The organism is Paraburkholderia youngii, assembly GCF_013366925.1.
GTDB classification, from domain to species: Bacteria; Pseudomonadota; Gammaproteobacteria; order Burkholderiales; family Burkholderiaceae; genus Paraburkholderia; species Paraburkholderia youngii.
The window spans coordinates 279,623-305,353 of record NZ_JAALDK010000002.1 but is presented as its reverse complement, the minus strand read 5'-3'; the positions used below and the strand labels follow the sequence as shown (position 1 = coordinate 305,353).

Genomic DNA, 25,731 nt, shown 5'->3' with positions numbered 1-25,731 from the left:
CGCAGAAAAAAGTGAAAAAGGCAGTCCTAGTCGACGGCAGGACTGAACGATCCATCGCCGCGTCCCGCCAACTCCGCCTTGGCAGCGCGATTTGCGTCCAGGTGACGGATGTCGAGGCCGTAGATGTGATCTTTGTCTTCCCTGTAGTGGCGAATCATCGCGATGATCGACGCGGAATTGAACACCAGTACGGCACCTGCGCCGATCGATAGTGCGAGCCGAACCGCCGCGTCGGCAGTCTGGGAGGTGACGGCAAAGTACACATAGCCCACGGTCGCCCACAACAGGAGGAGAGCGATTTGCGCCATACGTTTGTCGCGGGAAAACATTCGATCAATACGCTTACGGATTGCGGGTTCCATGTCGTCCACTCCTTCCTGGGGTTACGCCGGAGACTCCGGCAAAGATCACTGATTGGGCTATCTTCCTGGTTCTGTGGGGTCAACAGAGTTTCGTGACAATATCTGTGTGTCCGCGTGGCCTTGTCAACAACGGGCAAGGGGTAGCCCGTTTAATGGTGACTACGCCTACCTTTTTGGAGGTACTCGCGTTTGGTACTGCTCGACGGAGTTCGCGGCCGATGCGCGTGATGGCGAGACGAATCGTGGGGACCTGAAAAATGTCCCTGAAGTCGTGGTGGGGCGGGGCCTTCGACATGCCTGTCTGGGAGACGGCAGCGCTTGTGCGAGTGAGCGGAAATTCGAGGCGATACCCCTTAGGGTGTACTCGTGTTCCCTGACGAGAAAAAAAGGTGATTGGCGTTGACGCTTTGGGTGGGCTTCGCTACTGTTGGTCTCTGCCATTTCTCATTGATTCGCGTGACAGCGCAACGATGATGTTTCTTCATCCACGGACACGGAAAACGGCCAATGAACAGCAACCGAGCGTCTTCTATTGAACAGCCTCACATCATCGATGGCGTAGCCGCGGCCTCGAATGTCGTCGAGTCAATCAAGGCGAAAGTGCAGGCCGAAAAGCTACGGCCCGGTCTGGCCGTGGTTCTCGTGGGAAGAGACCCGGCAAGCAGCGTCTACGTGCGGAACAAAAAACGCCGTGCCGAAGAATGTGGATTTCTGTCCCGTCAGTACGATCTAGCCGAGGCCACCAGCGAGGTCGAACTGCTCGCGCTCATACGGGACCTCAATCAGGATCCCGAGATTCACGGCATCCTGGTGCAGCTGCCCCTTCCACCGCAAATCAATCCCAATGCTGTTATCGAGGCGATTGCCCCAAACAAGGACGTCGATGGATTTCATTATTCAAATGCGGGTCGCTTGGGAACGGGAGACATCGAACAAGCCATTGTTCCTTGCACGCCGCTTGGTTGCCTGCATTTGCTAAAGCTGGTGCTAGGCGATGGTCTACGTGGCAAGCATGCGGTCGTGATAGGGCGCTCCAATATCGTCGGCAAGCCGATGGCGAACCTGCTGATGCACAACGATTGCACGGTCACCATCGTCCACAGTCGTACGGTCGAGCCGCAGAACATTTGCCGTCAGGCTGACATCGTCGTTGCCGCGGTCGGTATCCCGAAGCTCGTGAAAGCGGACTGGATAAAGGAGGGAGCGGTCGCAATCGACGTAGGTATTAACCGGGTCACGAGAACCAATGGCGAGTCGGGCCTCGTCGGCGACATCGACTACGACAACGTGTTGCCGCTCACCACCGCAATTACGCCGGTGCCGGGCGGGGTTGGCCCGATGACCATCGCGATGTTGATGCTGAATACGCTGAACGCCGCGGCGCGTTCGAATCAACCAGCCGCAACGTTGACAGTTTGAGTGGGACAGTGTCTGAACGTGTATATCGTCAATAGACCGCGAGACTGCGCGTGACAGCGACCACGAGGACCCCGGCGATGATCGTCCAATAGGGCAGGAGTCCCGCACGCCTGCCCGACTTGCCTTCCTCAGTCCTATGCATGTCCTCCATCATCGTTTCGGGAAAAATCCCTTTATCAGTGACGTAATGGCGATAAAGAAAAACGGGAATAATCATTGCGGCGAAAGCGAGGCCCGAAATGAGCGTCCCCGAGCCCCAGATGTTCGACCCCATGCCGAGCAGTCCGAGGTTGACGAATGAGAATAACGTTCCGAGCGCCAGCAGCCAGTTAGGAGCGCGGAACGGCCGGTGCCAGTCCGGGCGGTCGCGCCGGTGAATCCAGGCAGCGTTCAGATTCAAAAAGATGAAGATGATATAGCCAACGTTGGACATGGCCAGCACGAATACATAGTCCGACATCAAGAGGAGGATCAGGTTGAAGCACAGGTCTGTCCACATCGCCCGGGTCGGAGCTCCGTCTTGATTGACGTATGAGAGGTATTTCGGCAACCAGCCTTCCCGCGAAGCCTGATAGAGCGTCCTGGAGGACCCCGCCATCGCTGTCATGATGGCCTGCACGAGCGCCAGCACCAGCATGACCGCGAGCACGCGTTCTACAAACGGGCCACCGTGGATCATCGGTGCCATTGCCTTCGCGATACCCAAACCGCTATAGATGTCGGGGGCCAGCATGCCGCTATAGACGGCTGGTGTCACGACGTGCCCGGCTGCGTCCTTGACTTCAGGGGTGACCAGGTGGCCCAGCCCGAGCACACCCTGAAAGGACAGAGGCAACACCGTGAAGACGAAGATGCACAGCAGGCCAGAATAGAGATTGGCCTTGAACGTATCGATCTTCGGATCACGGAATTCGCGCGTATAGCAGATGGCTGTCTCAAATGCATAGGTCGAATAGCCGGCGATGAAAAGTCCACCCGCCATCAGGGTGATTCCGGCGCGTCCCCATGTGCCATCTACGATCTGTCCGCTCGCGTCTCGCGCGAACGGAAGGAGCGGCAAAAGGTTGTGAAGCGGCAGATCAGCATGCAGAAGGGGCACGGTGCCAACGATGATCAGCGGTATGAGCGCAAGCACGCCGAGCGTCATCTGGATGCGGGCCGTGCGCAGGATGCCGCGATTCTGCATCGCAAAGGTGACAAGCAGAATCGCTGCACCTAGTATGAAGGTTGCGTTGATCCGGAGGCTCAATCCGCTTCTCAACCAGTCGAGATTGACGAGTGTGATCTGCCAGGTATTGATTGCGGCTTCCGGCGGGAACATGATTGTCAGGACATAGCCTGCCCCAAGTCCGGATCCAATCGCAATCACCGGCGACCATCCGAACCAGCTGCACCACACAGATAGCGGTGCGAGCAGTTTTGAGTAGCGCACCCATGCGATCGCACCGTAGACCGACGCGCCACCGGACTTGTGCGGGAACAGCCCCGCAATCTCCGCATAGGAAAACGACTGGATAAAGCCCAGACTTATCGAGATCATCCAGACGGCCCACGAAAGCTTGCCGACCGTGGCGGCAATCGAGCCGATTGAGAAAAGGACCAGCGCCGATGCGCCGCTTGCCACCCAGAATGCGCCTGTCCACGTTATGCTTCTTTTTAACGAACCTTGCGGTTCGAGGGCGTGGGGTTCGGGAATCGCGCTCATTGCTGTCTTCCTTTTCCGATGGGACACCTCGTGGGATGCCCCTTTCCATTGGCCAATTGAGGGGAAAAAAACGGTCGCGCGAGTGCGCTACGGTTCGTGTGCGCCTTATGGCACAGCGAGCGCTTGTCGGTAACCGAATGTAGCACGCATGTGCCGATGGAAAAAATGATGCTTCTACGGCGCGAGCCCATTCGACAGCGATTCAGGCCTTCAGTCACTCTGACTGCCAGACGGAGGTTGGCTGGGTCGCCGGAATGAGCCGTTGATACGGAGGGGCGGATGAGAGGTGGTTCCCCCGCGGCTCACTGCTGATTTGGAAAGCGTGAGGCTTTCATTTGCGCCGCGTGTTCCACACGCGCTCATCCATGACGCGTGCGGATGGGCGAGGACGCGAATTGACACATTTATCGTCGCAACGTTGACAGATTCAATCCGGTCTACGGCTCAGACCCGGGCAAGCACTCGTGGTATCTCGTCTACGAGCGCGTCGATTGCGACGCGTACCTTCGAGGGCAGATGTCGCGATTGCGGGCGGATGACGTGAACCTCGGCGCCCTGCACGCTGTTGCTATCCATCACGAGCGACAGCCGGCCGTCGCGCAGATAGGGCGCCATGAGCCAGCATGGTAACCAGGCGAGGCCTGCGCCCGCAGCCGCTGCGTCGGCGATGGCCTGGAGGTCGTCATAACGCAGGCGCGCGGACAGTCGGCACTCCTGCACCTCGCCGTCTGCGCCGAGCACTCGCCATGGTGTGCTCTGTCCACCGCGGCCGTAAGCGATGCTGACGTGCGAGCCGAGGTCGGCGAGGCCCGACGGCCGCCCGTGTCGATCGAGCCAGGCCGGAGACGCGCAAATGCCCATCCGCTGAACGCCGAGCCGGCGCCCGACAAGGGTTGCATGGTCCGGCAGCGGTCCAATCCGCACGGCGATATCGAAGCCGTCCTCGACCAGGTCCGAAACGCGATCGCTGAACGACATCTCGACGTCGAGCAACGGATGGCGCTCGACCAGCTTCAGCATCACGGGTGCGACGCACTGCCTGCCGAACAGCACCGGCGCGGTGATGCGTAGCCGCCCGGACGGATCGCGGCGGCCCGCCTCCAGTGTCGCCTCGACCGCGCCGAGTTCGGCCATCACGCGTCGGCACTGCTCATAGTACGCATGTCCTTCGTCGGTTAGGCTCAGATGGCGGGTGGTTCGCTGCAGCAGTCTCACTCCGAGACGCTGCTCGAGCCTCGCGACAATCTTCGCGATCGCCGAGCGCGTGACACCAAGGCGTTCGCCCGCTGCGGCGAAGGTGCCGGCATCCACGACATCCACAAATTCCGCAATGCCTCTTAGCCGATCGTCCATCGTGCGAGCTCCCGATACCGCGGTTTATGTTTCCTGGAAGGCGACGATAAGTCGTCAAAATCTCGTCAATGCGTCCTTTCCCGCAACACTAACATAGGTGCTTCTACCCGATGGGGAGTTGCTATGAACGCATGGAAACTGAAACCCGGCGCCGGTATCTCCGGCCTGAAGCGCAGCGACGCGACCATGCGATCGCCGGGGCCGACTGAGGTCGTTGTCAAGGTTCACGCGGCGTCGCTGAACTATCGGGACCTGATGTTCGCCCGCGGTGACTATCTCGGCATTGGCGATGTGCCGCTGATCCCGCTGTGCGATGGCGCGGGCGAAGTCGTCGAGACCGGCCGCGACGTGAGCCGCTTCAAATCGGGCGATCGCGTGGTCAACACATATTTCCCGCGTTGGATCGACGGCGCTCCGGCACCGTGGAAAGTCGACAGTTCGCCAGGCGCAAAAGTCAACGGCGTGCTGGCCGAGCGGTTCCTGGTCGACGAAACGGCTCTTGCGGTGATCCCGGCACACCTGGGTTATGAAGAAGCCTCCACGTTGTCGTGCGTCGGCGTCACCGCATGGAACGCGCTATTCGTGGACGGCGACGCGAAACCCGGTTCCACGGTGGTGCTGCTCGGCACAGGCGGGGTGTCGATCTTCGCGCTGCAGCTGGCCCGCGCGGCGGGTCTGCGCACGATCATCACGTCGTCGAGCGATGAAAAACTGGAACGCGCGCGGAAACTCGGCGCCGATGAGACGATCAACTACCGCACCAAGCCGGAATGGCAGAACGAGGTTCTCCGGCTGACCGATGGGGTAGGCGCGGATATCGTGCTGGAGATCGGTGGACGGGACACACTGCCGCGCTCGGTGGCCGCGACGAAAATGGGCGGCCTCGTGTCGATCATCGGTGGTGTGAGCGGCTCTAGTGGACCGGAGCTTGGACTCCTGCCGGTGATCGGGGGCATCAAGCGGTTGCATGGAATCATGGTGGGCAGCCGCTCGATGCTCGACGAGGTTGTCAGGCTCGTGTCCGCGCATCAAATCCGGCCGGTGGTCGATCACGTCTTTGGCTTTCACGACGCGCCTGCCGCGTACAGGCATCTTGAGTCCGGACAGCACTTCGGGAAGGTGGTGGTCCGGATAGACGCCTGAACCCTGTACTGATGAGGGTTCGGCGATGTCTGGATACGCGGGCATGAGGCCTGGGGATATTGTCGAACCGCGTGGGCGGCAGTGATCGACTCTGAATGGCCGGTGTGTGGAGCGCTTCGAAAGGCCCAGTACGACCCGAAGCGGCCCGTCGAGCCAAAGACCGTCGGATGGCCGCTGACTGTGGTGGAGCAGTCGTTCGATACCGTCGGCGAAGACAACTCATCGGTGCATCAGTCCGACACTGCTGGGCGCGCCAACATCAATAACCATAAGATTGCGCGGCCACGACCAATAATGCTCCAAGAACGACGAAGAGCGCGAAGATCGGCCAAGTGAACTTCGCCCAGCCCTCCTGCTGGCCGGGGGCTTTTGCCGCCGAGTCCATAGTTCGCGATCGTGTACCGGTCCGACAGTGCAATCAGAATTCACCCGATGTAGCGCGAAGTTTCAGGCGGACGGAATAGCAGTATCAGATTTAGTAATGGTGCTGCCCGATTATTTTGGCGTGTCGCGCGGATTACTACACTTCGCTCATCGGAACCGTACCAGTTGAAGCCAGGCATCCACGCATCCCTTCACCTACCGATTGGGTCCGATTCAATCGACCGCGTCAAGCGATGACGCGCCGGCGATCCTTTACCTTTAATCCGGGAGTACGCTGTGAAAGACGCATGCGCTCAATTGAGCCAGGTGAAACGCCTTGCTTGCACTTTCCTCATCTTTGGCTTTCTTGCGACTGGGCCGTTGAATGCCCAAGCGCAAACTCAAGTCCAGACTCAGCAGCAAACCGCCCTGCCTCATGTTGCTGTACTGGCAACCGGTGGAACAATCGCTGGAACCGCGGCTACCGAAACGCAGACGACGGGCTATAAACCGGGCGTACTCACTGCAGACGCGCTTCTCAAATCGGTTCCATCGCTGGGAAAGGTCGCCCAGGTATCAGGCGAGCAGGTCTCGAACGTTGGAAGCGAAAACATCACCAACGCTATTCTTCTTAAGCTTTCGAAGCGAGTAAACGAACTGTTGGCTCAACCCGATATCGCTGGTGTGGTTATAACTCACGGAACCGATACACTCGAAGAGACCGCCTATTTCCTGAATCTGGTCGTTAAGAGCGACAAGCCGGTCGTCGTGACCGGCTCAATGCGCCCTTCGACGGCTATTAGCGCGGACGGCCCTAGCAACCTGCTTCAGGCGGTGACTGTCGCAGCATCACCGGCGGCGCGCGGGCGAGGGGTGATGATTGTTCTCAACGACCGGATCGGCTCCGCGAGATATACGACTAAAACTAACGCTGATAGCCTCGATACGTTCAAGAGCCCGGACGACGGCTACCTTGGTACGTTGGTTGACAACGTGCCGCACTTCGAAACTGCTGTAGTGAAACTTCACACAATGCAGACCCCGTTCGACGTGTCCAACCTCGATTCGCTTCCTGAAGTGGACATTATGTATGGCTATCAGAACGACGGAGGTTATCTCTATGACGGTGCAGTGGCCCACGGCGCGCGTGGCATCGTCGTGGCAGGCGTAGGCGTAGGCGCAGGCAGCGAGTCGCTTCTCGCGCTTCCGTCGATCAAGAAGGCAATCGATAAGGGTGTCATTGTGGTCCGTTCCTCGCGAACCGGCAGCGGTTACGTCCCGGAAGATCCCGCTTACGTTGGCCTTCTCGGGGATAACCTCGATCCGCAGAAGGCTCGAATTCTCTTGATGCTCGCGCTCACGGTCACAAAAGACCCGGCCCGGATTCAGGAGATGCTTCACCAATTCTGAAACACAGAGGTGTGGGACGGAGAACTGACCGGACGAAGTACCATTGAACGGCCCGGCGCTACGCGCTGGGCTTTTTTTACGCCCTTAAAAAATCGGCGCCCGCTGAGATTCAGCCTTGCTTCGAGTTAGTATTAGAAACTCTGATACTAGGGCTGGACCTGCTGTTTTACTGAATTTCTCGTCATAGACTGTTTTCAAGATGCCAAGACCACTTAGGCATTACACCGAGACAGGAGACGACAGTGAGCAATCAGGTGTTACTCGAAGACGTACCCCTTCGTCCTTTCCACGTGGGCGTCGCGTTTAGTGGCACGGGCGGCCAATTCAGCGACGGTTTCGTGCTTGGCATCATCGGCATCGCCGTCAGCATGGCAACGGGCCCTCTTCACCTCGACGCGTTCTGGATGGGACTACTCGGAGCGGCGTCGCTTGCGGGCCTCTTCTTCGGCAGCATGTTGGCAGGCCCGTTTGCAGACAAGTTCGGTCGCCGATCGATCTTTGCCTATGACATGCTGCTCTTCGCCGTCGTCTCGGGCGCGCAATACTTTGTCACCTCGCCTACGCAGCTATTCGTTCTGCGTCTGCTTTTAGGGTTCATTCTCGGCGCTGACTATGTCGTGAGTAAGTCCCTGGTCACTGAGTATTCTCCGCGTCGCTACCGGGGACGCCTGCTCAGCGTTCTTGCCGCGGCTTGGGCGGCCGGCTATGTTGGCGCCTACCTTGCCGGGTTCGCAATGCGCGACATTGGCCCGGACGCCTGGCGAATCATGCTCGCGGCGAGCGGCGTTCCCGCCCTGTTGATTCTTCCGTTCCGTCTCATAGTGCCCGAATCGCCGATGTGGCTGATGAAACGCGGACGCGGCGACCAAGCTCTGGCCATCATTCGCCGTAAGTTCGGTCCCGAGGTTACCCTTCCGAAGCCCGCGGCCGATGCAAATCAGCATCGCGGCGGCGCATGGTCCGAGCTGTTCTCGCCGCGTTGGCGCAAAAACACCCTTGTCGGTTGCGTCTTCTACACGTGTCAGGTCATCCCTTACTTCGCATTGGGGACGTTCGCGCCGCGAGTGCTTGAGGCGCTGCACGTCAAAGACAAATTCGTTGGCGGCCTTGTCTACAACGTTCTGTTGTTCGCCGGTGCCATCATCGGGCTCTTGCTGGTCGATCGGCTGTCTCGCCGCGCCTTCCTGATCGGGACGTTCTACCTCGCATCGCTTGCTCTGGCGGTGCTTGCCTATGCCAATTTCGGCCCCGTCGGAACGATGATCGCATTCGGCGCATTCGCATGCATTCTCTCGGCAGCAGCAAACCTTGAATTCGTCTATCCGCCCGAACTATTCCCGACTCATCTGCGTGCATCTGGCGTGGGCCTGGCAGTTGCGTCAAGTCGCTTCGGTTCGGCAATCAGCACGTTCTTGCTTCCGCTGGCGGTCCAACACGTCGGCATTCACGCGGCGTTGGGCGTATGCGTCGCAGTGCTGCTCTTTGGCGGGGCCTTCTGTCACCTGATGGCACCTGAAACGGGCAATGAGAATTTGACCGACGTAAAGGCCGATACCACCGCCCAGGAAGAATCCCTTGCTGCTAAGCGCCATGCCTGACGGCTTACGTCTTCGTGGTGAGTGGCGAGCAGTCGGTTCCTCAAAGCGGAAAAGCATGCGGTTCTGAAGTCAGCAAGCATACGCGACAGTGAGGCCAGGCAACTATCAGGAACCGAGCAATGTCATCGAACAAACCACTCGACATGCATGCAGTGCAAATCTTTGTGGCCGTTGCCGAAGAAGGAAGCATGTCGGCAGCGGCAGCGAGGATGGGCATCTCACAATCAGGTGTGTCGCAGATAGTCCGGCAGCTTGAGGAAGAGTTAGGCGTCGTGCTGGTCAACCGTACGACACGACCACTCGCATTAACGCCGTTTGGAATCGCACTTCGGAATCGCGGAGCAGTCTTGAGTGAGGAAATTGCCAACCTGAAGGCGCAGGTCGTCGAGGCAGGTCAAGGAATCAAACCTGATTTGCGTATCGGATTGGTCGACTCCTTCGCATCAACTTGCGGCTCACTCTTCACCAAAAACCTGCTCAGCAGGGTTTCGCAGCTCTCGATACGCACCGGTCTAAGTCCGCAGCAGGGCGAAGCTCTGTTGCGCCGAGACCTGGACCTCATCATAACCAGCGACCCGTTGATGGATGCGAATGACGTTGTTCGCTACAGGCTGTTCTCAGAACGGTACTTCGTTATAACCCCAAAGGAGATGACAAAGCCTGTGCGAACTCTGGACGATCTGCGGTCGCTTTCCAAGAGCTTGCCTATCGTCCGGTTCAACCGAACCTCTCAGGTTGGCATGCAGATCGAACGGTATCTTCGGCGAATTGAAGTTCGCGCCTCCAACAGGCTGGAGCTGGACAATGCGGACGCCCTCACGTCCATGGTCGCCGAAGGCATCGGCTGGGCAATAACATCTCCCATGTGCCATCTCCAAGCTGTGACACATGCGGGCAACGTCGCTACTCACGTAGTTGACAAAATGGGCTTGGAGCGCTCGCTTTATCTAGTGGCGCGACGAGGCGAATACAACGCATTCTTCGATGACGCTTGCGAGACCGCGCATATGGTCATCAAAACATCGTTCATGCCGAGGCTGAAAGCCGTTGGCTCAAACATCGAATCTCTTATAACCGTTGGCGAAAGGAACACTCATGAATAAGCTTACTCAAGGCGAGCAGCGCACCGAGCAGGACTACGTCGGCAAAGTCACCATTCCGGCTGACAAGCTCTACGGTGTGAACACCGTTCGAGGCGTCGAAAATCTTACGGTGTCCCCGCTCAATGTGGCCCACTACGCACAATTCCGGGACGCGTTCGCACAGGTGAAGTGGGCCGCCGCACTGGCGAACTTCGACAACAACGTCGTGACCAAGGAACAGTGCGAAGCGATCGCACAGGCCTGTCAGGAAGTCATCGCCGGGAGGTGCGACGCGTCGCTTCTCGTAGATTTGATGGAAGGTTCGGGCGGGACTTCGACGAATATGAACTTCAACGAGGTCATCGCCAACCGTGCGCAGCAGTTCCTCGGACGCGCACCGGGCAGTTACGAAGTGGTTCATCCGAACGATCACGTCAATGCTTCGCAGTCGACAAACGACGCTTACCCGGCAGCTTTGAAGATCGCGACATATGCGATGCTCGGACCTTTGATCGAAGAGTTGTCGCAACTTGCGGTTCTGTTCGACGGCAAGGCCACCGAGTTTGCCGATGTGCTGCATCTGGGCCGCACCTGCCTACAGGACGCGCAACCGATGCGTCTCGGCCAGCTGTTTGGAGGCTATGCTTCTTTGACGAAGCGTCTGGCCGAAGAGCTCAATGTAGTTCGCGACAAGCTTCGCACGCTTCCGCTGGGTGGCACGGCGATCGGGACTGGTTTCGGCGCTCCGGCTGGCTACCGCGCTGCAGTGTATTCGCATCTTGGCAAAATCACAGGGGTGGACTATCAGGCACCAACGAACTCCTTCGATGCAATGCAGAACATGGACGTGTTCTCGCGAGTTTCGGCAGAACTCCGCACGACCGCCGTATCGCTCGCAAAGGTTGCTTCCGACCTGACGGTGCTGTCTTCGGGACCGGTGGGTGGCTTGGGCGAACTGAAGCTGCCAGAGGCACAGGCCGGTTCTTCAATCATGCCGGGGAAGGTCAACCCAGTCCTACCGATGGCAATGCTCCAACTGAGCTTCGCGGTCGTTGGAAACGACGTCACAGTTGCTCAGGCAGTGCAGTACGGTGAATTGGAAATCAACCATTTCGAGCCCGTAGTTGCGTCTCGTATGTTTGACAGCATCGTGCTGCTCACAAACGGCATTCAACGTTTCGCACAGAAATGCGTCAAGGGCATCCAGGCCGACGTTGAACGTAACGAGAAGCATCTTTTGGAATCGATGGCAGTTGCGACGGCGTTGGTTCCCAAGGTCGGCTACGCCCGTGTAAGTAAGCTCGCTCGCCAGTCGGTGGCGGAGGGCCGCTCGCTGGTAACCATCCTGGACGAATCGGGGTTGCTGTCGCCCGATGCGACCATCGCTGCGATCCGCAAGGCATCTTATCCTGTATTCGACGCATAACCGAAATGAATGGGGTCGGCCGTGCAGACAGTTTCGCGAGCCGGCCATCACCCTGCGACTTTAAAGACTAAAAGACATCAATGTTGGGAAAAGTCGAACTACTGAAGCTCCTCGACGATAGACAAATACCGTTCTCTTGCGAGCAGCATGATTCGGTGCTCAATATGGCTGAGTCAGGCAAACTCAACCTCGTGCTTGAGGGTGCGCGGTGCAAGAATCTTCTGCTTCAAGACAAAAATGGACGTTACTACCTGATCGTTACGACGGCCTGCAAGTCTCTCGATTTGGTTGCTTTGGCGGACCTGCTTGGCAGCAAGCGTCTCTCCTTCGCGTCGCCAGACAAACTCATGGAACTGCTGGGCGTCCTGCCCGGCTCCCTGAGTCCGCTTGCGCTGGTCAACGATGAAGGGGAGCGTGTTCGGCTCATTGTCGATTACGATCTGCACGCAGAACCGTGGTTTCTCTTTCATCCGTTAGAGAACAACGCAAGCGTTTCGCTTTCTAAACAAGCATTTGACGCGTTCCTCCGAACCATCGATCATCGCGCCGACTGGAGACCGCTCCCTGATCGCGCCGTCGCTTAGAACGCCGTATCCGTGCGACAAGACCAGTGCTCATACGCTGTCCGACAGGTATCGGAGAGGAGCGGCCTTTCGAGTGACAGCTCGCTCTACAGGGATGCGGGGATACGCGGTGGATCATCCCATTCTGGACACCGCTCGTTTGCCAGCAACCTTGTTGAGCAGGGTACGACATTGAGACGGTGCAGCAACTTCTCGGTCATGCGGAATTCGACCACGTTTTGCCCTATCTGGCCGTGTCCGATAAAAGGCTGCGACAGATGTTTTGCGAGGTGTTATGAGAGTCATCCGACCCGGTGCGGCGGGCGAGACAGGCGACGCCACACGTAATAACATTGTCTTTACTTCTGCCGCGCTATGGTTTAACATTGTTCTTACTTTGGAGGTTTCATGAAGACGACGATTCGCAGAATGGGGAACTCGCAGGGCGTGCTAATTCCCAAGCCGTTCCTTGCGCAACTCGGGCTGGAGAGCGAAGTGGAGATGGAAGTCGAGAACGACGCCATTGTTCTGCGCCGTCCGAAGCACAAACCCCGTGAGGGTTGGGCGGAAGCAAGCAAGGCTCTGGCCGGGAGTGGCGGCGACGTGCTGGTCATGGGCGAGTTTTCAAATGCCGATGACGCGGAGCTTGCCTGGTGATGCGCGGGGAAGTCTGGTTGGTTGCGCTCGATCCGACGCTTGGTAGCGATATTCAAAAGGCGCGCCCCTGTGTCGTGGTGTCGCCTCCCGAAATGCACGATCACTTGCGCACAGTCATCGTCGCGCCGATGACTTCCAAGGGGCGGCCAGCGCCGTTTCGGATTCCCGTGACGTTCAAGCGCAAACAAGGTTTGATCCTTCTGGACCAGATTCGCGCAGTAGACAAGGTGCGCCTAGTCAAGAAAGAGGGCGCAGTGGCCGATAAGACGTTGTTGGACACCCTGCGAACCTTGCAGGAAGTCTTTGCAGAGTAGGGAAAATCGAAAAACGGAAAGGGAGAGCAGTGATGGTGGTCCACTTTTCAAACAAGCCCGCGAAGTACACGCCGAAAACGACTGTCGCTTTTCGTCGCGATGGTGGGCAGGGCAGAAGTCGAATGTGAAATCTCGGCAGAGGCCCTTGAGGATCATTTTGACTCGCCCTCGGTGCGAGGAGCCGACTTGGTGGCAGCGTTCGAGGCGCACCGCGCTCAGATCGAGGCTGTCGCGAGAGTGTAGCTGCCGCCACGGCTTCCAGCCGGTCGTTGCCTGCTAGTCTCCGATGATTTTTGACAACGGGAGAACGAGAGGCTTCCATGCGCGATCTGTTCATCTTGCTTCTGCTCGCAGCAGTCTTCACCCTAGGGAAGGCACTGGTCCGCGTCGAGAACGAGCGATATGCGCTTTGGCTTGGTATGTGCCCAAATATGGATCAGACGTTCAAGGCTATACGAGCAGGCGACCAAGATGCATGGAAATGCATGAAGACGATTCAGACACGGACGGCGTGGTGGTGGCATCTGTATTGCGCCATCGCTGATCACAACTGAAGCATGGGAAAACAACGGAATGCGCCCAAATCCTGTTCGCGCTAGAGGGAGCTAGCTGAGCAACGAACGAGTCCAGCGTCGATGAGATTCTTAAAGATCGCGCCCCGCGATGGGTCGGATTGGCGCTATTCCAGACCGTGATCATTTCGCTCATGCTCTATCTCTCCGATAACGGGAGCTGGTGGATGTACATTGAGCCATCCGTCATCCTTGTGGCGAGAGGGATTGTCAGTGCGACGCGGAGTTGGATGGTTGCCTTAGTCATGTTGATTTATGCTGTGGTGGTCGTCTTGAATCTACTCGGCGGGTGTGCCTTCGAGCTGTTGGAGTCGCATGACACTTCCGCTGTCATGAAATCTGTCGAGCATGCAAGCCATATTCGCGAGATTGCACACGTGTACGTGTGGGAAGCAGGATGGGCTAACTTGAGCGCCACATGGGTCTACCGCTTTAGATAGGAAAACACTGATTTCAGTCACGCGATCAACCACTCGTTGGAGACACTTTGTCGAGCATGCGCATGTTGATTCTTGGGTTGGCTATCGGCTACGGCATCGGCTTCCTTCAGTATCGTCGCGCCGATGCGGACCCGATGCGCAAGATCACCCTCTGTGCTCACGAGTTAGAAGCAAAAGAGCGGGCAAACGGAATCACGGTTAGGAAAATTATGAAACGTGATTGGGATCTACTACGGCAGCAGCTATCGGACATAGAGGAAGGCGTTGACGTGCTCGCAGACATCCCAGACCTTCGACGCGATCAAAGCGCTCGCAGGTTTCGCTTTAAAGCACGCATTGGGTGGATAGAAAAATTCGCCGCCACACGCGGCACTGGAAGACCATGACAACCAATAAGACCATTTCGCTTGGCGATGTTGAGTCCGCCATCTCCGAATTTAACCGAGAGTTCCCCAGGCCGAAGCTGGGGCCTCCGTTCAGCATAGTCGACGATTATGTATCGAGCAGCTTTCCTAACGCCGCGTCTGCTGGCGTTTATTTCATCTTCGACCGCGATGACAACCTGCTATACATTGGCAAGGCGGACGGCCTTGGGGCTCGCCTCGGCTCCCATTTTGGCTGGAACACGGACCGGACAGCCGGTCGTGTCAAAAATCAGAAACTGCTCGCGGCGCACGCGGTGCGCACCATAGGACTTCCTGATGAAAGTCGCTTTGAGGCGCCCGCTATCGAAGCGTTCCTGATCCGTCGGCTCGACCCAACCCTTAATGTGATCGGGCGCGACCTGTCGTAGAAGTTGCCAAGGAAACGTTGCTTGCGGACTTGCTCAAGCCGTGGCTCGAAAGGCGTCACTTGTCCGATCAAAAAAATCTAAGTTGAAGCGGGGAGTTGTATGAATCGAAGCATCGCTATCGCAGCCTTGTGCGCCCTTTGCCTGAGTGCGTGCGCTCTGAATAATGCGACGACGCCGGCCACCGCCGGTGACAAGACGACTGCAATGACGGGTACGACGGCGCCAAACGCCGAAGCTTTGGTTGAGCGGGCCATCGAGGAACAGCGGCTCAAACAGGCCGGCGTGCAGCCTGGCACGAAGAAAGCGGAGATCCTGCTCAAATGGCAGCGTGCGGTTCGCGACGCGCCCGATCTCAGGGCCCGATTCCCGACAGGCATCCCGCCGGTCGAAAGCCCCGCAGGGCGAGCGCTGATTGCTGACGGGATGACGCGCATTTCGCCAGCGAAGAGATCAGAGTTCTGGTCGTTATATGCTCGCGTTGCCGCTGCCCACCTACCGGACGATTGCTACGGACAACGCTCGCCGGCTGCCATATCGAGTCGCCTGATGACGTTCGCTAACCTTACTGATGAAGACACTGACGAGTACCTCGGACTAATCGCCGGGATGCTGCACGCGAGTGCGCAAACTTCGCCGCAGCATGTGCCTACAGCTGCCGAACACACGGCCGCCACTATCGCTCTGGGTAAGCTCATGATGACGGAGGTCAAAGACAAAGCCGATGCCGATCGCCTCGCTCAAGTTACCGTCAACCCGAGCGGCGCCTCTGTCACCGACGCATGCTGGGTTATGAAAGCCTCGATCCGTTCGATTGACAGACTGCCCCCAAATGAGAAAGAGATCGTGTTAGCCGGGACGTCTCTGCAGGCGGCAGCCGCAGCGGCAAGCAAGCTTCCACGTCCCAGCTTGCCAGGGCCGGCGTCCGCACCGGTGCCGGCGCGTCCTACAGCGCGGCAACTGTGACAGCCACATCGCTTCCCGACGGGAAGAGGCAGACTGACTAGGAAAGCAGGGAATCAACTGCCGGGGAGTAGCGAATGAAACGAGTAACCTGGAGTCGGACTGTACGCCGCGCACACATGCGTCTGCGGCCTCAGGCGGAGCGGATCAAGACTGTCGAGGATTCTGGATGACTCCGGCCTATGCTTGGCTTCGCCATGTACTCGGCAAGCAAGATGCGTGGAGCGCGGCGCAACGGAAGTTGGAAGCGCTGGACAAGCGACGTTGGCGTATTGCACGTGCGCCGGTCGGGATGATCCGGCACAACCCAGCCTACGGAGCAGCGCGCAAAGTCAAGGCGCCGCAGAAGACACAGCCATTCGCCGAACTGTTCAAAGATGCGACAGGCAGCAGCCGCGTCGAGGCGGAGCCGGACATGTCCGGCTGGCTTCGGCCACAATAGGACATTGGAGACATGTCTATAGATCGATGACGATCGCCGCGTTTTCTTACCCAGAATTCCGGAATGGCTACAATGTAATCCAGCCAGTCTACGGGTCGGTCCTCGAATGACAACGAAACAGAGATTTACCACTGCGCTGTTTTGCGCGCTCGCTTGGATCGTTATCGACCAGTTGACGAAAGCATTGTTTAAGCAAATATTGTCGTCCGGCGAGGTAGTGTCGCTGTTTGCCGGAAGTCTCCTGGTTCTTCCCACCTACAACCATGGCGCGTTCCTTAGCCTTGGGGCGGAAATGTCCGACGCGACGCGCAATGCAATTCTCGTATATGGTGTTTTGGCGATTCTGGTCGGTCTGGTTGGTTGGTTGTTGCGGTCGCCCAAGCTTGGCCGAGTTGACGTCATTGCGATAGCTTGCATTCTGGGCGGTGGACTTAGCAATCTCATCGATCGCTGTGTGTATGATGGCCGGGTTTTCGATTTCTTCAACATGGGTATCGGACGCCTGAGAACGGGCATATTCAATTTCGCGGACGTCGGAATCATGCTCGGCGTAGCGCTACTCCTTCTCAGCAGCGTGAAACGCAAGCCCACTTTGCCCGCGGACCGCAACAGCCTGAGAATCTAAAGCCGAGGAGTACGGCCGACAACTGCTCTGGATGACGTAGCAGTCTATCTAGCAGGCTGTTGAATTTGGATCCCGTGTAAACGGGGTTTGAAGGACGGGCGTTATGGATATCGTGTTCATGATCTTTGGCAGCGGATGCGATGCGCGGAATGGACGAGATGCAGGAACCCCTGTTCACGACGGTCAAGCTCGAGGACTTCGTCCCGGCAGATCACCCGTTGCGACCGATCCGGTTGCTGGTGAATGATGCGTTGAAACGGCTCAACGGGCTGTTCAGCGTCATCTACGCGGACACCGGTCGTGCCTCGATTGCGCCTGAGAAGCTGATGCGGGCGCTGCTGTTGCAGGTGTTCTACTCCGTACGCAGCGAGCGCATGCTGATGGAGCAGATGCGCTACAACCTGCTGTTCCGCTGGTTTGTCGGGCTGGCGATTGAGGACGCCGTGTGGGACCACTCGGTGTTCTCGAAGAACCGCGACCGGCTTCTGGAGCATGAAGTCGTGGAAGCGTTCTTCACCGAAGTCATGAGCCTGGCGGACAAGCGGGGCTTGCTGTCGAGAGAGCATTTCTCGGTGGACGGCACGCTGATTCAGGCGTGGGCCAGTCACAAAAGCTTCCGCCGCAAGGACGGCCCGGACGATGGTCCGCCAGCCGGCGGTGGCCGCAACGCCGACACCGACTGGAAAGGCGAGCGACGTAGCAATGCCACGCACGAGTCGACTACTGATCCGGAGGCGCGATTGTTCAAGAAGAGCCACAAGAGCCCGGCCATCCTGTGCTACCACGGGCACATCCTGATGGAGAATCGCTCGGGGCTGGTGGTCGGCGCCGTGGTTAGTCACGCAGATGGTTTTGCCGAGCGGGCCAGCGCATTGCAATTGCTCGATTGCGTGCCAGGTACTCATGCGAAGACAGTTGGCGCCGACAAGGCGTATGACACCCGTGACTTCGTGAACGATTGCCGCGCTCGCAACGTGACACCGCATGTCGCGCGCAACGATGAGCGTTGGGGCGGCAGCGCCATCGACGGTCGCACTTCGCGGCATGCGGGCTACCGGACTAGCCAGATCATCCGCAAACGAATCGAAGAGCATTTCGGCTGGGGCAAAACCATCGGGCGGATCCGGCAGACGGTCTATCGCGGCCTCAAGCGCGTCGACCAGCACTTCAAGCTGACGATGGTTGCGAGCAATCTGACCCGCATGGCCCGAATGCCAGGGATGGTGCCGCGAGGAGCGACGCGATGAGCCGCCAATGCGCGAAGACTGCGCGCCAGACGAGCCGCATGCGTGCGCCTGCCCCGCGCAGATCGCGCGGTGAACCGTTAATTCAGCGCAATATCGCACGCGCAAGTCTCCTGAACATAGCTTCGGTCGTCATGACGGGGCGCTTTTCAACAGCCTGCTAGGTGATTTCCACCTGATACTTGCCGCTCTTCTGTCACCGCTTGCCCATTCGGCATCGACCCGGTCCGGCCATGACCGGTCACTCAAGGTCTCCTCCGGAATCCGCGACAATTAGACAGAAACCGCTATACAGGGAGCATTGGGGATGTTGATCGCCTTCGGGGGACTACCGGGAACCGGAAAGACAACGGTAGCGCAAACACTCGCACGTAGGCTCGCCGCAGTTTATCTGCGTATCGACACGTTGGAACAGGCATTCTTCGCGTCCGGGGACGGGCAGGCGGATATCGGAGCTGCCGGCTACCTGGCCGCATATGCAGTTGCGGGCGATAACTTACGGCTTGGGTTGACCGTCGTCGCGGACTCGGTCAATTCGTTGCACATTACGCGTAGCGCCTGGACAAATGTGGCGTTCGACGCAGGTGTGCAAATTTTCGAAATCGAGTTGGTTTGTTCGGACGCCGCGATGCATCGTCAGAGGGTCGAGGGGCGAAAGGCTGATATCCCGGGCTTTCAGCTGCCGACATGGAAGAGCGTGCTCGAACGTCAATACGAACCATGGGAATCGGTAAATCTCGTCGTCGACACCGCAAAGGTTTCGGTCGAACAAGCCGTTGAAGCAATCATGCAGCGCCTGTTTGCGGCACCTCCGGATAATAGAACGGTTTAGCGTGCGAGATGCCGAGCATGCTGATTGCATGAGGCGGCGCTCGGCCAACTGCGGACGCTTGGCCTCAACAAATGCCCGTCAGATAGCGGACGTTCGATGGGTTGGGTATTCTGTTCCAACGAGCGTGGATTTCGCTTACGCGGACCTTTCCACGCTACACCCTTGGCTAACGCCTTCTTTCCAGGGGCAAACATTGGCAGACGAAAACAATTTTGTAGCCGTAGTCGTCGCGATTGAGGACGAGACAGCAATTCGCTCGTTGCTAGCTCGTTTGCACGATGCGTGGGCGCGTGGCGATGGGGCGGCATATGCACAGTGTTTTGCGGAACAGTCTGACTACATCACATTCAACGGGATGCATCTTCGCAGTCGGGCCGAGAATTCTGCGGTACACAGCGCGCTCTTCCGAGGCGTCCTTAAAGACACCGGACTGTCGGTCGAAATCGAAAGCATCGTCCTACTCTCGAGCAACATTGCGCTGGTCCATACTGCAGGAAGTGAGCGAAAGAGATCCTATCAAACCTATGTCCTCGTAAAATCTGGCGGAGACTGGTTAATCCGATCGTTCCGGAATACCCGCGTACAACCGCTCAGCGTCAAGATCACGCGCTGGGCACAGAGATGCGCCGATCGTCGATAGCCTCACGACCCGTCAAACGCAGAAGCTGACGACGGCACTCTGGAAAAGCTGTCGCTCGTCGCCGACGGCTCAGGGTCGGTTTGGTGCATTCGCCGCCGGCCCGGTGGCGGCCAAGTGCCAGCGGCCCCCATCAGGCAGAACCCGGCCACTTTCTGCCGCTCGCCTGAACCGTGCAGAGGTCATTCGAACGGCCGGTCCACTTCGAAACCCGCCCGATGCGCGACGCGCGCTTGTCTTACGGTTTGTTCGACGCCTGCCCATGTCCGCGGGCTCGCAAGCACGCGTCAGCGCTCGCGGGCAGGCGTTGGGCAAACCTAAAAAAACTACCGTCTTTGAGACGCCGGTCAGGATGTGCGCACTGCTCCGTTAGCTGCCCCGGCGGCGGACACTATTTTTTCGATGTGGTTGGCCTTACCCCGGTTTAGGTCCTTGGAAAGAACTGACTGTCCACGTGTCAGTGTGAAGCCACCGGTGCACGTACGCGAACGCAGAGGGCGGTGTCCTCGCGGTCGAAGTGGCGACCATTGAACAAACGATGTTGTCTAGGCAACGTGACTGCGAACCATTCCTTTGTTCATTACCAAACCTGGCGCGTCCCACTTTCCAGGAAGCGGAGTGGTCCCGGAAGCAAAGATGTTCCGGAAGCTCCAAATTCGGGGTTCACCGATGCGCGACAAGACCCGTGCCATGGAGCACTGAGGTCATCAATGGCTCCGCAGATCCATCTCTCAGCACGATCGGTGTGCCTGATCGCCGACTCGGGGCATACCCCAGATAAGACCTGGTTTTTTTGGAATTCAGCTTGCATCCAGATTTTTTTTTCAGCATCCTGTCTAGACAAGACGCGATGCGAACAGAGTCGCGCGCTCATTCCAGAGGTTTCGCAATCACAGGAGAGTCGAGATGCACGCGAAGTACAGCGGGTTGGCGAAGGGATTGATCGGTGCTGCAGTCGGTGCCGCCATGCTCTGCGGCGGTGTCGCGCAGGCAAAAGAATGGAAGACGGTGACGATCGCGCTCGAAGGGGGCTACGCGCCCTGGAACCTGACGCTGCCGGGCGGCAAGCTGGGCGGTTTCGAGCCTGAGCTGGTCGCGAACCTGTGCGCTCGCGCGCAGCTGCAGTGCAATCTCGTGGCGCAGGACTGGGACGGCATGATTCCGGGCCTTCAGGCCGGCAAGTTCGATGTGCTGATGGACGCGATCTCGATCACGCCCGAGCGCGAGAAGATCATTGCATTCTCGAAGCCCTATGCGGCGACGCCCGCGACCTTCGCTGTGACCGACACGAAGATCGTGCCGAAGACGGCCGCCAGCGCCCCCCCGCTGAAGCTTGATAGTGACGCGCGGTCCCAAGCCCCCGCTGTGGACGCGCTGCGCACCGCGTTCAAGGGCAAGACGATCGGCATCCAGTCCGGCACGGTCTATACACGCTTCATCAACGAGAACTTCAAGGATATCGCGTCGATCCGCGTGTACAAGACTTCGCCGGAGCGCGATCTCGATCTGGCCAACGGCCGCATCGACGCCTCGTTTGACGACGTGACCTACTACGCCGCCAATGCCGACAAGAAGGAAGCGTCCTCCACGGTGACGGTCGGCCCGAAGATCGGCGGCCCGATCTGGGGGCCGGGCGAAGGGCTCGCTTTCCGCAAGCAGGACGCCGACCTCAAGGCGAAGTTCGACACGGCGATTGCTGCCGCGCTCGCCGACGGCACGGTGAAAAAGCTCTCGCAGAAGTGGTTCAAGACCGACGTGACGCCCTGAGCGGCGCCTACGGTCTGGCCGCGCGCCGCGCAGCACCTGGTTGAGGGCGCGCGGCCCCGTTCGCAAGCTTGCCTGGGGTAGGAAAATGTCTCTCTTCGAAATGCTTGGATTTGGTCCTGATGGCTGGGCCGGCGTGCTGTTGCTCGGTGCGCTCATGACTGTTGCCCTGACGCTCGCTGCGCTCGCGATCGGTGCCGTATTCGGCGCGCTCATCGCCGCCGCGAAGCTCTCGCGCTATCGCACGGCGCGCGTGATCGGTGACTGCTACACCACCGTCTTTCGCGGCGTGCCTGAGTTGCTCGTCATCTATCTGTTCTACTTCGGCGGCTCGACGCTGGTTTCGTCGATCGGCCAGTGGTTCGGCGCGGACGGCTTCATCGGCGTGCCGCCTTTTGCAATCGGTGCGTTCGCGGTAGGCATGATTTCCGGCGCTTACCAGGCGGAGGTGTATCGCGCTGCGGTATTGGCCGTCTCGCGCGGCGAACTGGAAGCGGCGCGGGCGATCGGCATGCCTACGCTCACCATGGCGCGCCGCATCCTGATTCCCCAGGTACTGCGATTCGCACTCCCTGGCATCGGAAACGTCTGGCAACTGAGCCTCAAGGATTCCGCGCTGATTTCCGTCACCGGACTGGCCGAACTGCTGCGCGCAAGCCAGGTGGCCGCCGGTTCCACACACCAGTATTTCCTCTTCTTCGTGGTGGGCGGGGCTCTCTATCTCGTGATGACGGGCATGTCGAACCGCGTTTTCGGCCGCGCGGAAGCGATCGTCGCACGGTCCTTCAAGCGCAATTTCGCACGTAACTGACACCACGGCGCCCCCATCATGCATATCGATTTCGACTTCCTTCTCGACACGATGCGCCAGTTGATCGCGGCTGTCCCGATCACGCTGGGCCTGTTCTTCGCGTCGCTGGTGCTGGGCGGCCTGCTCTCGCTCGTGATCGTGACGATGCGCGTGTCGCCGCACTGGTTGCCCAACCGTTTCGCGCGTGCCTACATTCTGGTGTTTCGCGGCTCGCCGCTGCTGATCCAGATGTTTCTCGTGTACTACGGGCTCGGCCAGTTCGGTGTGATCCGCGAGAGTTTCCTGTGGCCGGTGCTGCGCGAGCCGTACATCTGCGCCGTGCTGTCACTGGCACTGTGCACGGCGGGCTACACCGCCGAAATCATCCGCGGCGGGCTGATGGCCGTGCCGGTGGGGCAGATCGAGGCGGGCTGTGCGATCGGTCTGTCGGGCTTCGCGCTGCTGCGCCGGGTGATCGGGCCGATCGCGCTGCGCCAGTGCCTGCCCGCCTATTCGACCGAGGCCGTATTGCTCGTGAAGTCGACGGCGCTGGCGAGCCTCGTCACCGTGTGGGAAGTGACCGGCGTCGCGCAGCAGATCATCCAGCAGACCTATCGCACGACCGAGGTCTTCACCTGCGCCGCGCTGATCTACCTGTTCCTCAATTTCCTCGTCGTGCGGATCCTCGGACTCCTCGAACGCCGCCTCTCGCACCATCTGCGCCCCGCGCCGTCGGTCGTCCGCCGCCCCGCAGCGAAACTCGAAACCCATCGCGCAGCCTCGTGAGCGGCCGCCCCATCCGGAGAAACTTATGAATGCAGCTGCACCGGTCGCCCTTTCCGTGAGAAACATCCACAAGTCCTTCGGTGACCATCATGTCCTCAAGGGCATTTCGCTCGACGCCCACGAAGGCGACGTGATTTCCATTCTGGGCGCGAGCGGCTCGGGCAAGAGCACCTTCCTGCGCTGCCTGAACCTGCTCGAGATTCCGGACGATGGCTCGGTTGCGCTCGGCGGCGAGGAGCTCAAAATGAAGCGCCGCCGCGACGGCAAGCTGCAACCGGACGACCGCCGCCAGGTGGACCGCGTGCGTTCGCAGCTCGGTATGGTGTTCCAGAACTTTAACCTGTGGTCTCACATGACCGTGATCGAGAACCTGATCGAAGGTCCGATGCGGGTGCAAAAGCGCAGCCGCGCGGAGGCCGTCGAGGAGGCCGAGGCGCTGCTCGCCAAGGTGGGGCTCGCGGACAAGCGCGGCCACTACCCGGCGCACCTCTCGGGCGGCCAGCAGCAGCGCGTGGCAATCGCACGGGCGCTCGCCATGCGTCCGAAGGTAATGCTGTTCGACGAGCCGACCTCGGCGCTCGACCCGGAACTGGTCGGCGAAGTGCTGCGCGTGATGCGCGCGCTGGCCGACGAAGGTCGCACGATGCTCGTGGTGACACACGAAATGGGATTCGCCAGACACGTGTCCAATCGCGTGATGTTTCTGCATCAGGGCCAGGTGGACTCGGACGGCACGCCCGAGGAGGTCTTCGGCGATCTGAAATCGCAGCGTTTCCGCCAATTCGTGTCGAGCCATGAAGACCGCAACACCCAATAATCCACCGGCAGGCCGCGTTATGTCAGTTACCCGTTCCGAGCAGCCTCTCGATTGGCGCGACGTTTGCGCAGTCGCGGCGGGCGCCACGCTCGAGCTTTCCGCGCACGCGCGTGCACGGATCCGTGCCGCTCGCGAACTCATCGATCAGATCGTTGCGCGCGGCATTCGCGCGTATGGCGTGAATACGGGCGTGGGCGCGCTGTGCGATGTGGTCGTATCGCCAGCCGAGCAGCACGATTTGTCGCACAACATCCTGATGAGCCACGCGGTGGGCGTTGGTGCGCCGCTCGGCGCCGAGGAGACGCGCGCGATCATGGCGGCCGCCATCAACAACTACGCGCATGGACACTCGGGTGTGCGTATTGAAGTCGTCGAGCGTCTGCTCGCGCTGCTCGAAGTGGACTGCCTGCCCGAGGTGCCCACCTTTGGCTCCGTCGGCTACCTGAGCCACATGGCGCACATCGGGCTGGTCTGCGTGGGTGCGGGGCACGTGAAGTGGCGCGGCGAACGTATGAGCGGCGCCGAGGCGCTGCGGCGGCTCGGGCTCGAACCACTGTCGCTCGAAGCGAAAGAGGGTTTGAGCCTCGTGAACGGCACGCCCTGCGTGACCGGCCTCGCGGCACTTGCACTCCGGCGCGCGCAGCGGCTGCTAGACTGGGCCGACGTGGTGTCCGCGATGAGCTTCGAAAATCTTGGCGGACAGATGGCGGCCTTCGACGCGGGATCGCTGGCGTTTCGCGTATCGCCCGGGCTTGCCCAGGTGGGCGCCCGCATGCGGGCGGCGCTTGCCGGTAGCGGCTTGTTGGGGGCGTCGATCGGACGTCGCACGCAGGATCCGCTCAGCATGCGCACGATTCCGCACGTTCACGGCGCGGCGCGCGACGTACTGGCCGCCACGGCGGAAGTGGTGAATCGCGAGCTGGCCTCGACGACCGACAATCCGATCGTCGCGGGTACACCGCAAGAGCCTCAGGTGTATTCGCAGGCGCATGCAGTGGGCGCTTCGATCGCGCTCGCCATGGACAGTCTCGCCGCCGCGCTGGCTCAGGTCGCCGCGATGGCCGAACGCCGTCTCGACCGGCTCGTGAATCCACTGGTGAGCGGCTTGCCCGCCTTCCTGGCGCAAGCAAGCGGCACGCGCTCGGGCTTCATGATTGCGCAGTACACGGCAGCCTCGCTGGTTGCCCAGAACCGGCGCGAGGCCGCGCCCGCAAGCCTCGATGGTGGCGTGACCTCGGGGCTGCAGGAGGATCATCTCTGCCACGCGACGCCGGCTGCGCTCAAGGCGCTCGCGGTGCTTGAAAACAGCAGCCGCATCCTCGGCATCGAGCTGCTCGCGGCGGTGCAGGCGTACGACCTGCAGCCGGTCAAGGCCGAGCGCGCGCCATACACCGAGGGGCTTCACGCACAGATTCGCGCCATTGTGCCGACCTATCGCGATGACCGCCCGCTTGCCGACGATATGACGCTGGCCTTCCGCATGATCGCCGATCGCGATCCGCCGCCGGTGCCCGACCCGTTGCCCGCGAGGTCGGCGCCTGTCCTGTGGACGGCCGCGGCGATGGAGCCCGCGGCGCGCAGTACCGCGCAGCCCGCCAACGACGCCATGCCTGGCGCAGTGGGCAGTTGAGGCA

At 59.6% G+C, this 25,731-nt stretch carries 28 protein-coding genes; 24 read left to right on the top strand and 4 right to left on the bottom strand.

The annotated features are described in order from the left end of the window. Positions 1-26: 26 nt before the first annotated feature. Positions 27-362, bottom strand: coding sequence for a hypothetical protein (locus tag G5S42_RS32675; protein WP_176110926.1), 336 nt, complete (start codon positions 360-362; stop codon positions 27-29). A 507-nt stretch (positions 363-869) separates the two neighbouring features. Between G5S42_RS32675 and G5S42_RS32670 the strand changes: the two genes are divergently transcribed. Then, entirely contained in the window at positions 870-1,781 is a 912-nt protein-coding gene (locus G5S42_RS32670) for a bifunctional 5,10-methylenetetrahydrofolate dehydrogenase/5,10-methenyltetrahydrofolate cyclohydrolase (RefSeq protein WP_176110925.1), read from the top strand. A gap of 28 nt (positions 1,782-1,809) precedes the next feature. Here the strand turns inward: G5S42_RS32670 and G5S42_RS32665 are convergent, their stop codons facing one another. Then, complete coding sequence (locus G5S42_RS32665) at positions 1,810-3,486, bottom strand: APC family permease (RefSeq protein ID WP_176110924.1); 1,677 nt, start codon at positions 3,484-3,486, stop codon at positions 1,810-1,812. Between the two features lie 444 nt (positions 3,487-3,930). Then, positions 3,931-4,839, bottom strand: coding sequence for a LysR family transcriptional regulator (locus G5S42_RS32660; protein ID WP_176110923.1), 909 nt, complete (start codon positions 4,837-4,839; stop codon positions 3,931-3,933). Between the two features lie 123 nt (positions 4,840-4,962). Here G5S42_RS32660 and G5S42_RS32655 point away from each other — a divergent pair, with 123 nt between their 5' ends. Further along, positions 4,963-5,982, top strand: a complete 1,020-nt coding sequence (locus G5S42_RS32655; protein WP_176110922.1) for a zinc-dependent alcohol dehydrogenase family protein — start codon at positions 4,963-4,965, stop codon at positions 5,980-5,982. A 259-nt stretch (positions 5,983-6,241) separates the two neighbouring features. On the opposite strand, the gene G5S42_RS45270 is transcribed toward G5S42_RS32655, so the two are convergent. Then, positions 6,242-6,367 (bottom strand): hypothetical protein, encoded by a 126-nt coding sequence (locus G5S42_RS45270; protein WP_281375122.1) that lies wholly within the window; start codon positions 6,365-6,367, stop codon positions 6,242-6,244. 275 nt (positions 6,368-6,642) lie between these two features. Between G5S42_RS45270 and G5S42_RS32650 the strand changes: the two genes are divergently transcribed. The 22 genes from G5S42_RS32650 to G5S42_RS32545 all read left to right on the top strand — a co-directional run bounded on the left by G5S42_RS32650 (position 6,643) and on the right by G5S42_RS32545 (position 25,727). Beyond that, entirely contained in the window at positions 6,643-7,755 is a 1,113-nt protein-coding gene (locus G5S42_RS32650) for a type II asparaginase (protein WP_312883662.1), read from the top strand. A gap of 242 nt (positions 7,756-7,997) precedes the next feature. Continuing rightward, a complete protein-coding gene (locus G5S42_RS32645) occupies positions 7,998-9,353 on the top strand; it encodes an MFS transporter (RefSeq protein ID WP_176110921.1) in 1,356 nt (451 codons plus the stop codon). A gap of 119 nt (positions 9,354-9,472) precedes the next feature. Continuing rightward, positions 9,473-10,456, top strand: coding sequence for a LysR family transcriptional regulator (locus G5S42_RS32640; RefSeq protein WP_176110920.1), 984 nt, complete (start codon positions 9,473-9,475; stop codon positions 10,454-10,456). After that, a complete protein-coding gene (locus G5S42_RS32635; protein WP_176110919.1) occupies positions 10,449-11,861 on the top strand; it encodes an aspartate ammonia-lyase in 1,413 nt (470 codons plus the stop codon). Before G5S42_RS32640 ends, G5S42_RS32635 begins: the two co-directional genes overlap by 8 nt. An 80-nt stretch (positions 11,862-11,941) precedes the next feature. Further along, complete coding sequence (locus G5S42_RS32630) at positions 11,942-12,445, top strand: YbaK/EbsC family protein (protein ID WP_176110918.1); 504 nt, start codon at positions 11,942-11,944, stop codon at positions 12,443-12,445. A gap of 387 nt (positions 12,446-12,832) precedes the next feature. Continuing rightward, positions 12,833-13,081, top strand: a complete 249-nt coding sequence (locus G5S42_RS32625; RefSeq protein ID WP_176110917.1) for an AbrB/MazE/SpoVT family DNA-binding domain-containing protein — start codon at positions 12,833-12,835, stop codon at positions 13,079-13,081. Then, positions 13,075-13,395 (top strand): type II toxin-antitoxin system PemK/MazF family toxin, encoded by a 321-nt coding sequence (locus G5S42_RS32620; protein WP_176111940.1) that lies wholly within the window; start codon positions 13,075-13,077, stop codon positions 13,393-13,395. Before G5S42_RS32625 ends, G5S42_RS32620 begins: the two co-directional genes overlap by 7 nt. Before the next feature lie 81 nt (positions 13,396-13,476). Beyond that, positions 13,477-13,638, top strand: a complete 162-nt coding sequence (locus G5S42_RS32615) for a DUF1488 family protein (protein ID WP_368612709.1) — start codon at positions 13,477-13,479, stop codon at positions 13,636-13,638. Positions 13,639-13,715: 77 nt separating this feature from the next. After that, entirely contained in the window at positions 13,716-13,949 is a 234-nt protein-coding gene (locus tag G5S42_RS32610; RefSeq protein WP_176110915.1) for a hypothetical protein, read from the top strand. 520 nt (positions 13,950-14,469) lie between these two features. After that, positions 14,470-14,793: a hypothetical protein gene (locus G5S42_RS32605; RefSeq protein ID WP_176110686.1), complete on the top strand. Its 324-nt coding sequence runs from the start codon at positions 14,470-14,472 to the stop codon at positions 14,791-14,793. After that, the gene (locus G5S42_RS32600) at positions 14,790-15,200 is read left to right on the top strand and encodes a GIY-YIG nuclease family protein (protein WP_176110914.1); all 411 of its coding nucleotides are present in this window, start codon (positions 14,790-14,792) and stop codon (positions 15,198-15,200) included. Before G5S42_RS32605 ends, G5S42_RS32600 begins: the two co-directional genes overlap by 4 nt. 99 nt (positions 15,201-15,299) lie before the next feature. Continuing rightward, on the top strand, positions 15,300-16,163 hold the full coding sequence (locus G5S42_RS32595; protein ID WP_176110913.1) for a hypothetical protein: 864 nt from the start codon (positions 15,300-15,302) through the stop codon (positions 16,161-16,163). A gap of 166 nt (positions 16,164-16,329) precedes the next feature. Continuing rightward, complete coding sequence (locus G5S42_RS32590; RefSeq protein WP_176110912.1) at positions 16,330-16,602, top strand: hypothetical protein; 273 nt, start codon at positions 16,330-16,332, stop codon at positions 16,600-16,602. Positions 16,603-16,708: 106 nt separating this feature from the next. After that, complete coding sequence (gene lspA / locus G5S42_RS32585; protein ID WP_176110911.1) at positions 16,709-17,227, top strand: signal peptidase II; 519 nt, start codon at positions 16,709-16,711, stop codon at positions 17,225-17,227. Positions 17,228-17,367: 140 nt separating this feature from the next. Next, complete coding sequence (locus G5S42_RS32580) at positions 17,368-18,474, top strand: IS5 family transposase (RefSeq protein ID WP_376776852.1); 1,107 nt, start codon at positions 17,368-17,370, stop codon at positions 18,472-18,474. 304 nt (positions 18,475-18,778) lie between these two features. Continuing rightward, complete coding sequence (locus G5S42_RS32575) at positions 18,779-19,303, top strand: P-loop nucleotide/nucleoside kinase family protein (RefSeq protein ID WP_176110910.1); 525 nt, start codon at positions 18,779-18,781, stop codon at positions 19,301-19,303. Positions 19,304-19,331: 28 nt separating this feature from the next. Continuing rightward, complete coding sequence (locus G5S42_RS45855) at positions 19,332-19,943, top strand: SgcJ/EcaC family oxidoreductase (protein WP_376777208.1); 612 nt, start codon at positions 19,332-19,334, stop codon at positions 19,941-19,943. 903 nt (positions 19,944-20,846) lie between these two features. Continuing rightward, on the top strand, positions 20,847-21,707 hold the full coding sequence (locus G5S42_RS32565; RefSeq protein ID WP_176110908.1) for a transporter substrate-binding domain-containing protein: 861 nt from the start codon (positions 20,847-20,849) through the stop codon (positions 21,705-21,707). Between the two features lie 85 nt (positions 21,708-21,792). Continuing rightward, on the top strand, positions 21,793-22,515 hold the full coding sequence (locus G5S42_RS32560; protein WP_176110907.1) for an ABC transporter permease: 723 nt from the start codon (positions 21,793-21,795) through the stop codon (positions 22,513-22,515). Between the two features lie 18 nt (positions 22,516-22,533). Beyond that, positions 22,534-23,280 (top strand): ABC transporter permease, encoded by a 747-nt coding sequence (locus G5S42_RS32555; RefSeq protein ID WP_176110906.1) that lies wholly within the window; start codon positions 22,534-22,536, stop codon positions 23,278-23,280. Between the two features lie 25 nt (positions 23,281-23,305). Then, positions 23,306-24,097, top strand: a complete 792-nt coding sequence (locus tag G5S42_RS32550) for an ABC transporter ATP-binding protein (RefSeq protein WP_176110905.1) — start codon at positions 23,306-23,308, stop codon at positions 24,095-24,097. A gap of 19 nt (positions 24,098-24,116) precedes the next feature. Then, a complete protein-coding gene (locus G5S42_RS32545) occupies positions 24,117-25,727 on the top strand; it encodes an HAL/PAL/TAL family ammonia-lyase (protein WP_176110904.1) in 1,611 nt (536 codons plus the stop codon). Positions 25,728-25,731: the final 4 nt, after the last annotated feature.

Excerpts from the sequence above, each read along its gene's own strand:
- G5S42_RS32545 (WP_176110904.1), top strand. The coding sequence starts at position 24,117 with ATGTCAGTTACCCGTTCCGAGCAGCCTCTCGATTGGCGCGACGTTTGC.
- G5S42_RS32675 (WP_176110926.1), bottom strand. The coding sequence starts at position 362 with ATGGAACCCGCAATCCGTAAGCGTATTGATCGAATGTTTTCCCGCGAC.
- G5S42_RS32660 (WP_176110923.1), bottom strand. The coding sequence starts at position 4,839 with ATGGACGATCGGCTAAGAGGCATTGCGGAATTTGTGGATGTCGTGGAT.
- G5S42_RS32625 (WP_176110917.1), top strand. The coding sequence starts at position 12,833 with ATGAAGACGACGATTCGCAGAATGGGGAACTCGCAGGGCGTGCTAATT.
- G5S42_RS32670 (WP_176110925.1), top strand. The coding sequence starts at position 870 with ATGAACAGCAACCGAGCGTCTTCTATTGAACAGCCTCACATCATCGAT.
- G5S42_RS32630 (WP_176110918.1), top strand. The coding sequence starts at position 11,942 with ATGTTGGGAAAAGTCGAACTACTGAAGCTCCTCGACGATAGACAAATA.
- G5S42_RS32600 (WP_176110914.1), top strand. The coding sequence starts at position 14,790 with ATGACAACCAATAAGACCATTTCGCTTGGCGATGTTGAGTCCGCCATC.
- G5S42_RS32655 (WP_176110922.1), top strand. The coding sequence starts at position 4,963 with ATGAACGCATGGAAACTGAAACCCGGCGCCGGTATCTCCGGCCTGAAG.
- G5S42_RS32605 (WP_176110686.1), top strand. The coding sequence starts at position 14,470 with ATGTTGATTCTTGGGTTGGCTATCGGCTACGGCATCGGCTTCCTTCAG.
- G5S42_RS32635 (WP_176110919.1), top strand. The coding sequence starts at position 10,449 with ATGAATAAGCTTACTCAAGGCGAGCAGCGCACCGAGCAGGACTACGTC.
- G5S42_RS32555 (WP_176110906.1), top strand. The coding sequence starts at position 22,534 with ATGCATATCGATTTCGACTTCCTTCTCGACACGATGCGCCAGTTGATC.
- G5S42_RS32595 (WP_176110913.1), top strand. The coding sequence starts at position 15,300 with ATGAATCGAAGCATCGCTATCGCAGCCTTGTGCGCCCTTTGCCTGAGT.
- lspA (WP_176110911.1), top strand. The coding sequence starts at position 16,709 with ATGACAACGAAACAGAGATTTACCACTGCGCTGTTTTGCGCGCTCGCT.
- G5S42_RS45855 (WP_376777208.1), top strand. The coding sequence starts at position 19,332 with ATGAGGCGGCGCTCGGCCAACTGCGGACGCTTGGCCTCAACAAATGCC.
- G5S42_RS32575 (WP_176110910.1), top strand. The coding sequence starts at position 18,779 with ATGTTGATCGCCTTCGGGGGACTACCGGGAACCGGAAAGACAACGGTA.
- G5S42_RS32565 (WP_176110908.1), top strand. The coding sequence starts at position 20,847 with ATGCACGCGAAGTACAGCGGGTTGGCGAAGGGATTGATCGGTGCTGCA.
- G5S42_RS32550 (WP_176110905.1), top strand. The coding sequence starts at position 23,306 with ATGAATGCAGCTGCACCGGTCGCCCTTTCCGTGAGAAACATCCACAAG.
- G5S42_RS32640 (WP_176110920.1), top strand. The coding sequence starts at position 9,473 with ATGTCATCGAACAAACCACTCGACATGCATGCAGTGCAAATCTTTGTG.
- G5S42_RS45270 (WP_281375122.1), bottom strand. The coding sequence starts at position 6,367 with ATGGACTCGGCGGCAAAAGCCCCCGGCCAGCAGGAGGGCTGGGCGAAG.
- G5S42_RS32560 (WP_176110907.1), top strand. The coding sequence starts at position 21,793 with ATGTCTCTCTTCGAAATGCTTGGATTTGGTCCTGATGGCTGGGCCGGC.
- G5S42_RS32590 (WP_176110912.1), top strand. The coding sequence starts at position 16,330 with ATGACTCCGGCCTATGCTTGGCTTCGCCATGTACTCGGCAAGCAAGAT.
- G5S42_RS32665 (WP_176110924.1), bottom strand. The coding sequence starts at position 3,486 with ATGAGCGCGATTCCCGAACCCCACGCCCTCGAACCGCAAGGTTCGTTA.
- G5S42_RS32580 (WP_376776852.1), top strand. The coding sequence starts at position 17,368 with ATGCGCGGAATGGACGAGATGCAGGAACCCCTGTTCACGACGGTCAAG.
- G5S42_RS32610 (WP_176110915.1), top strand. The coding sequence starts at position 13,716 with ATGCGCGATCTGTTCATCTTGCTTCTGCTCGCAGCAGTCTTCACCCTA.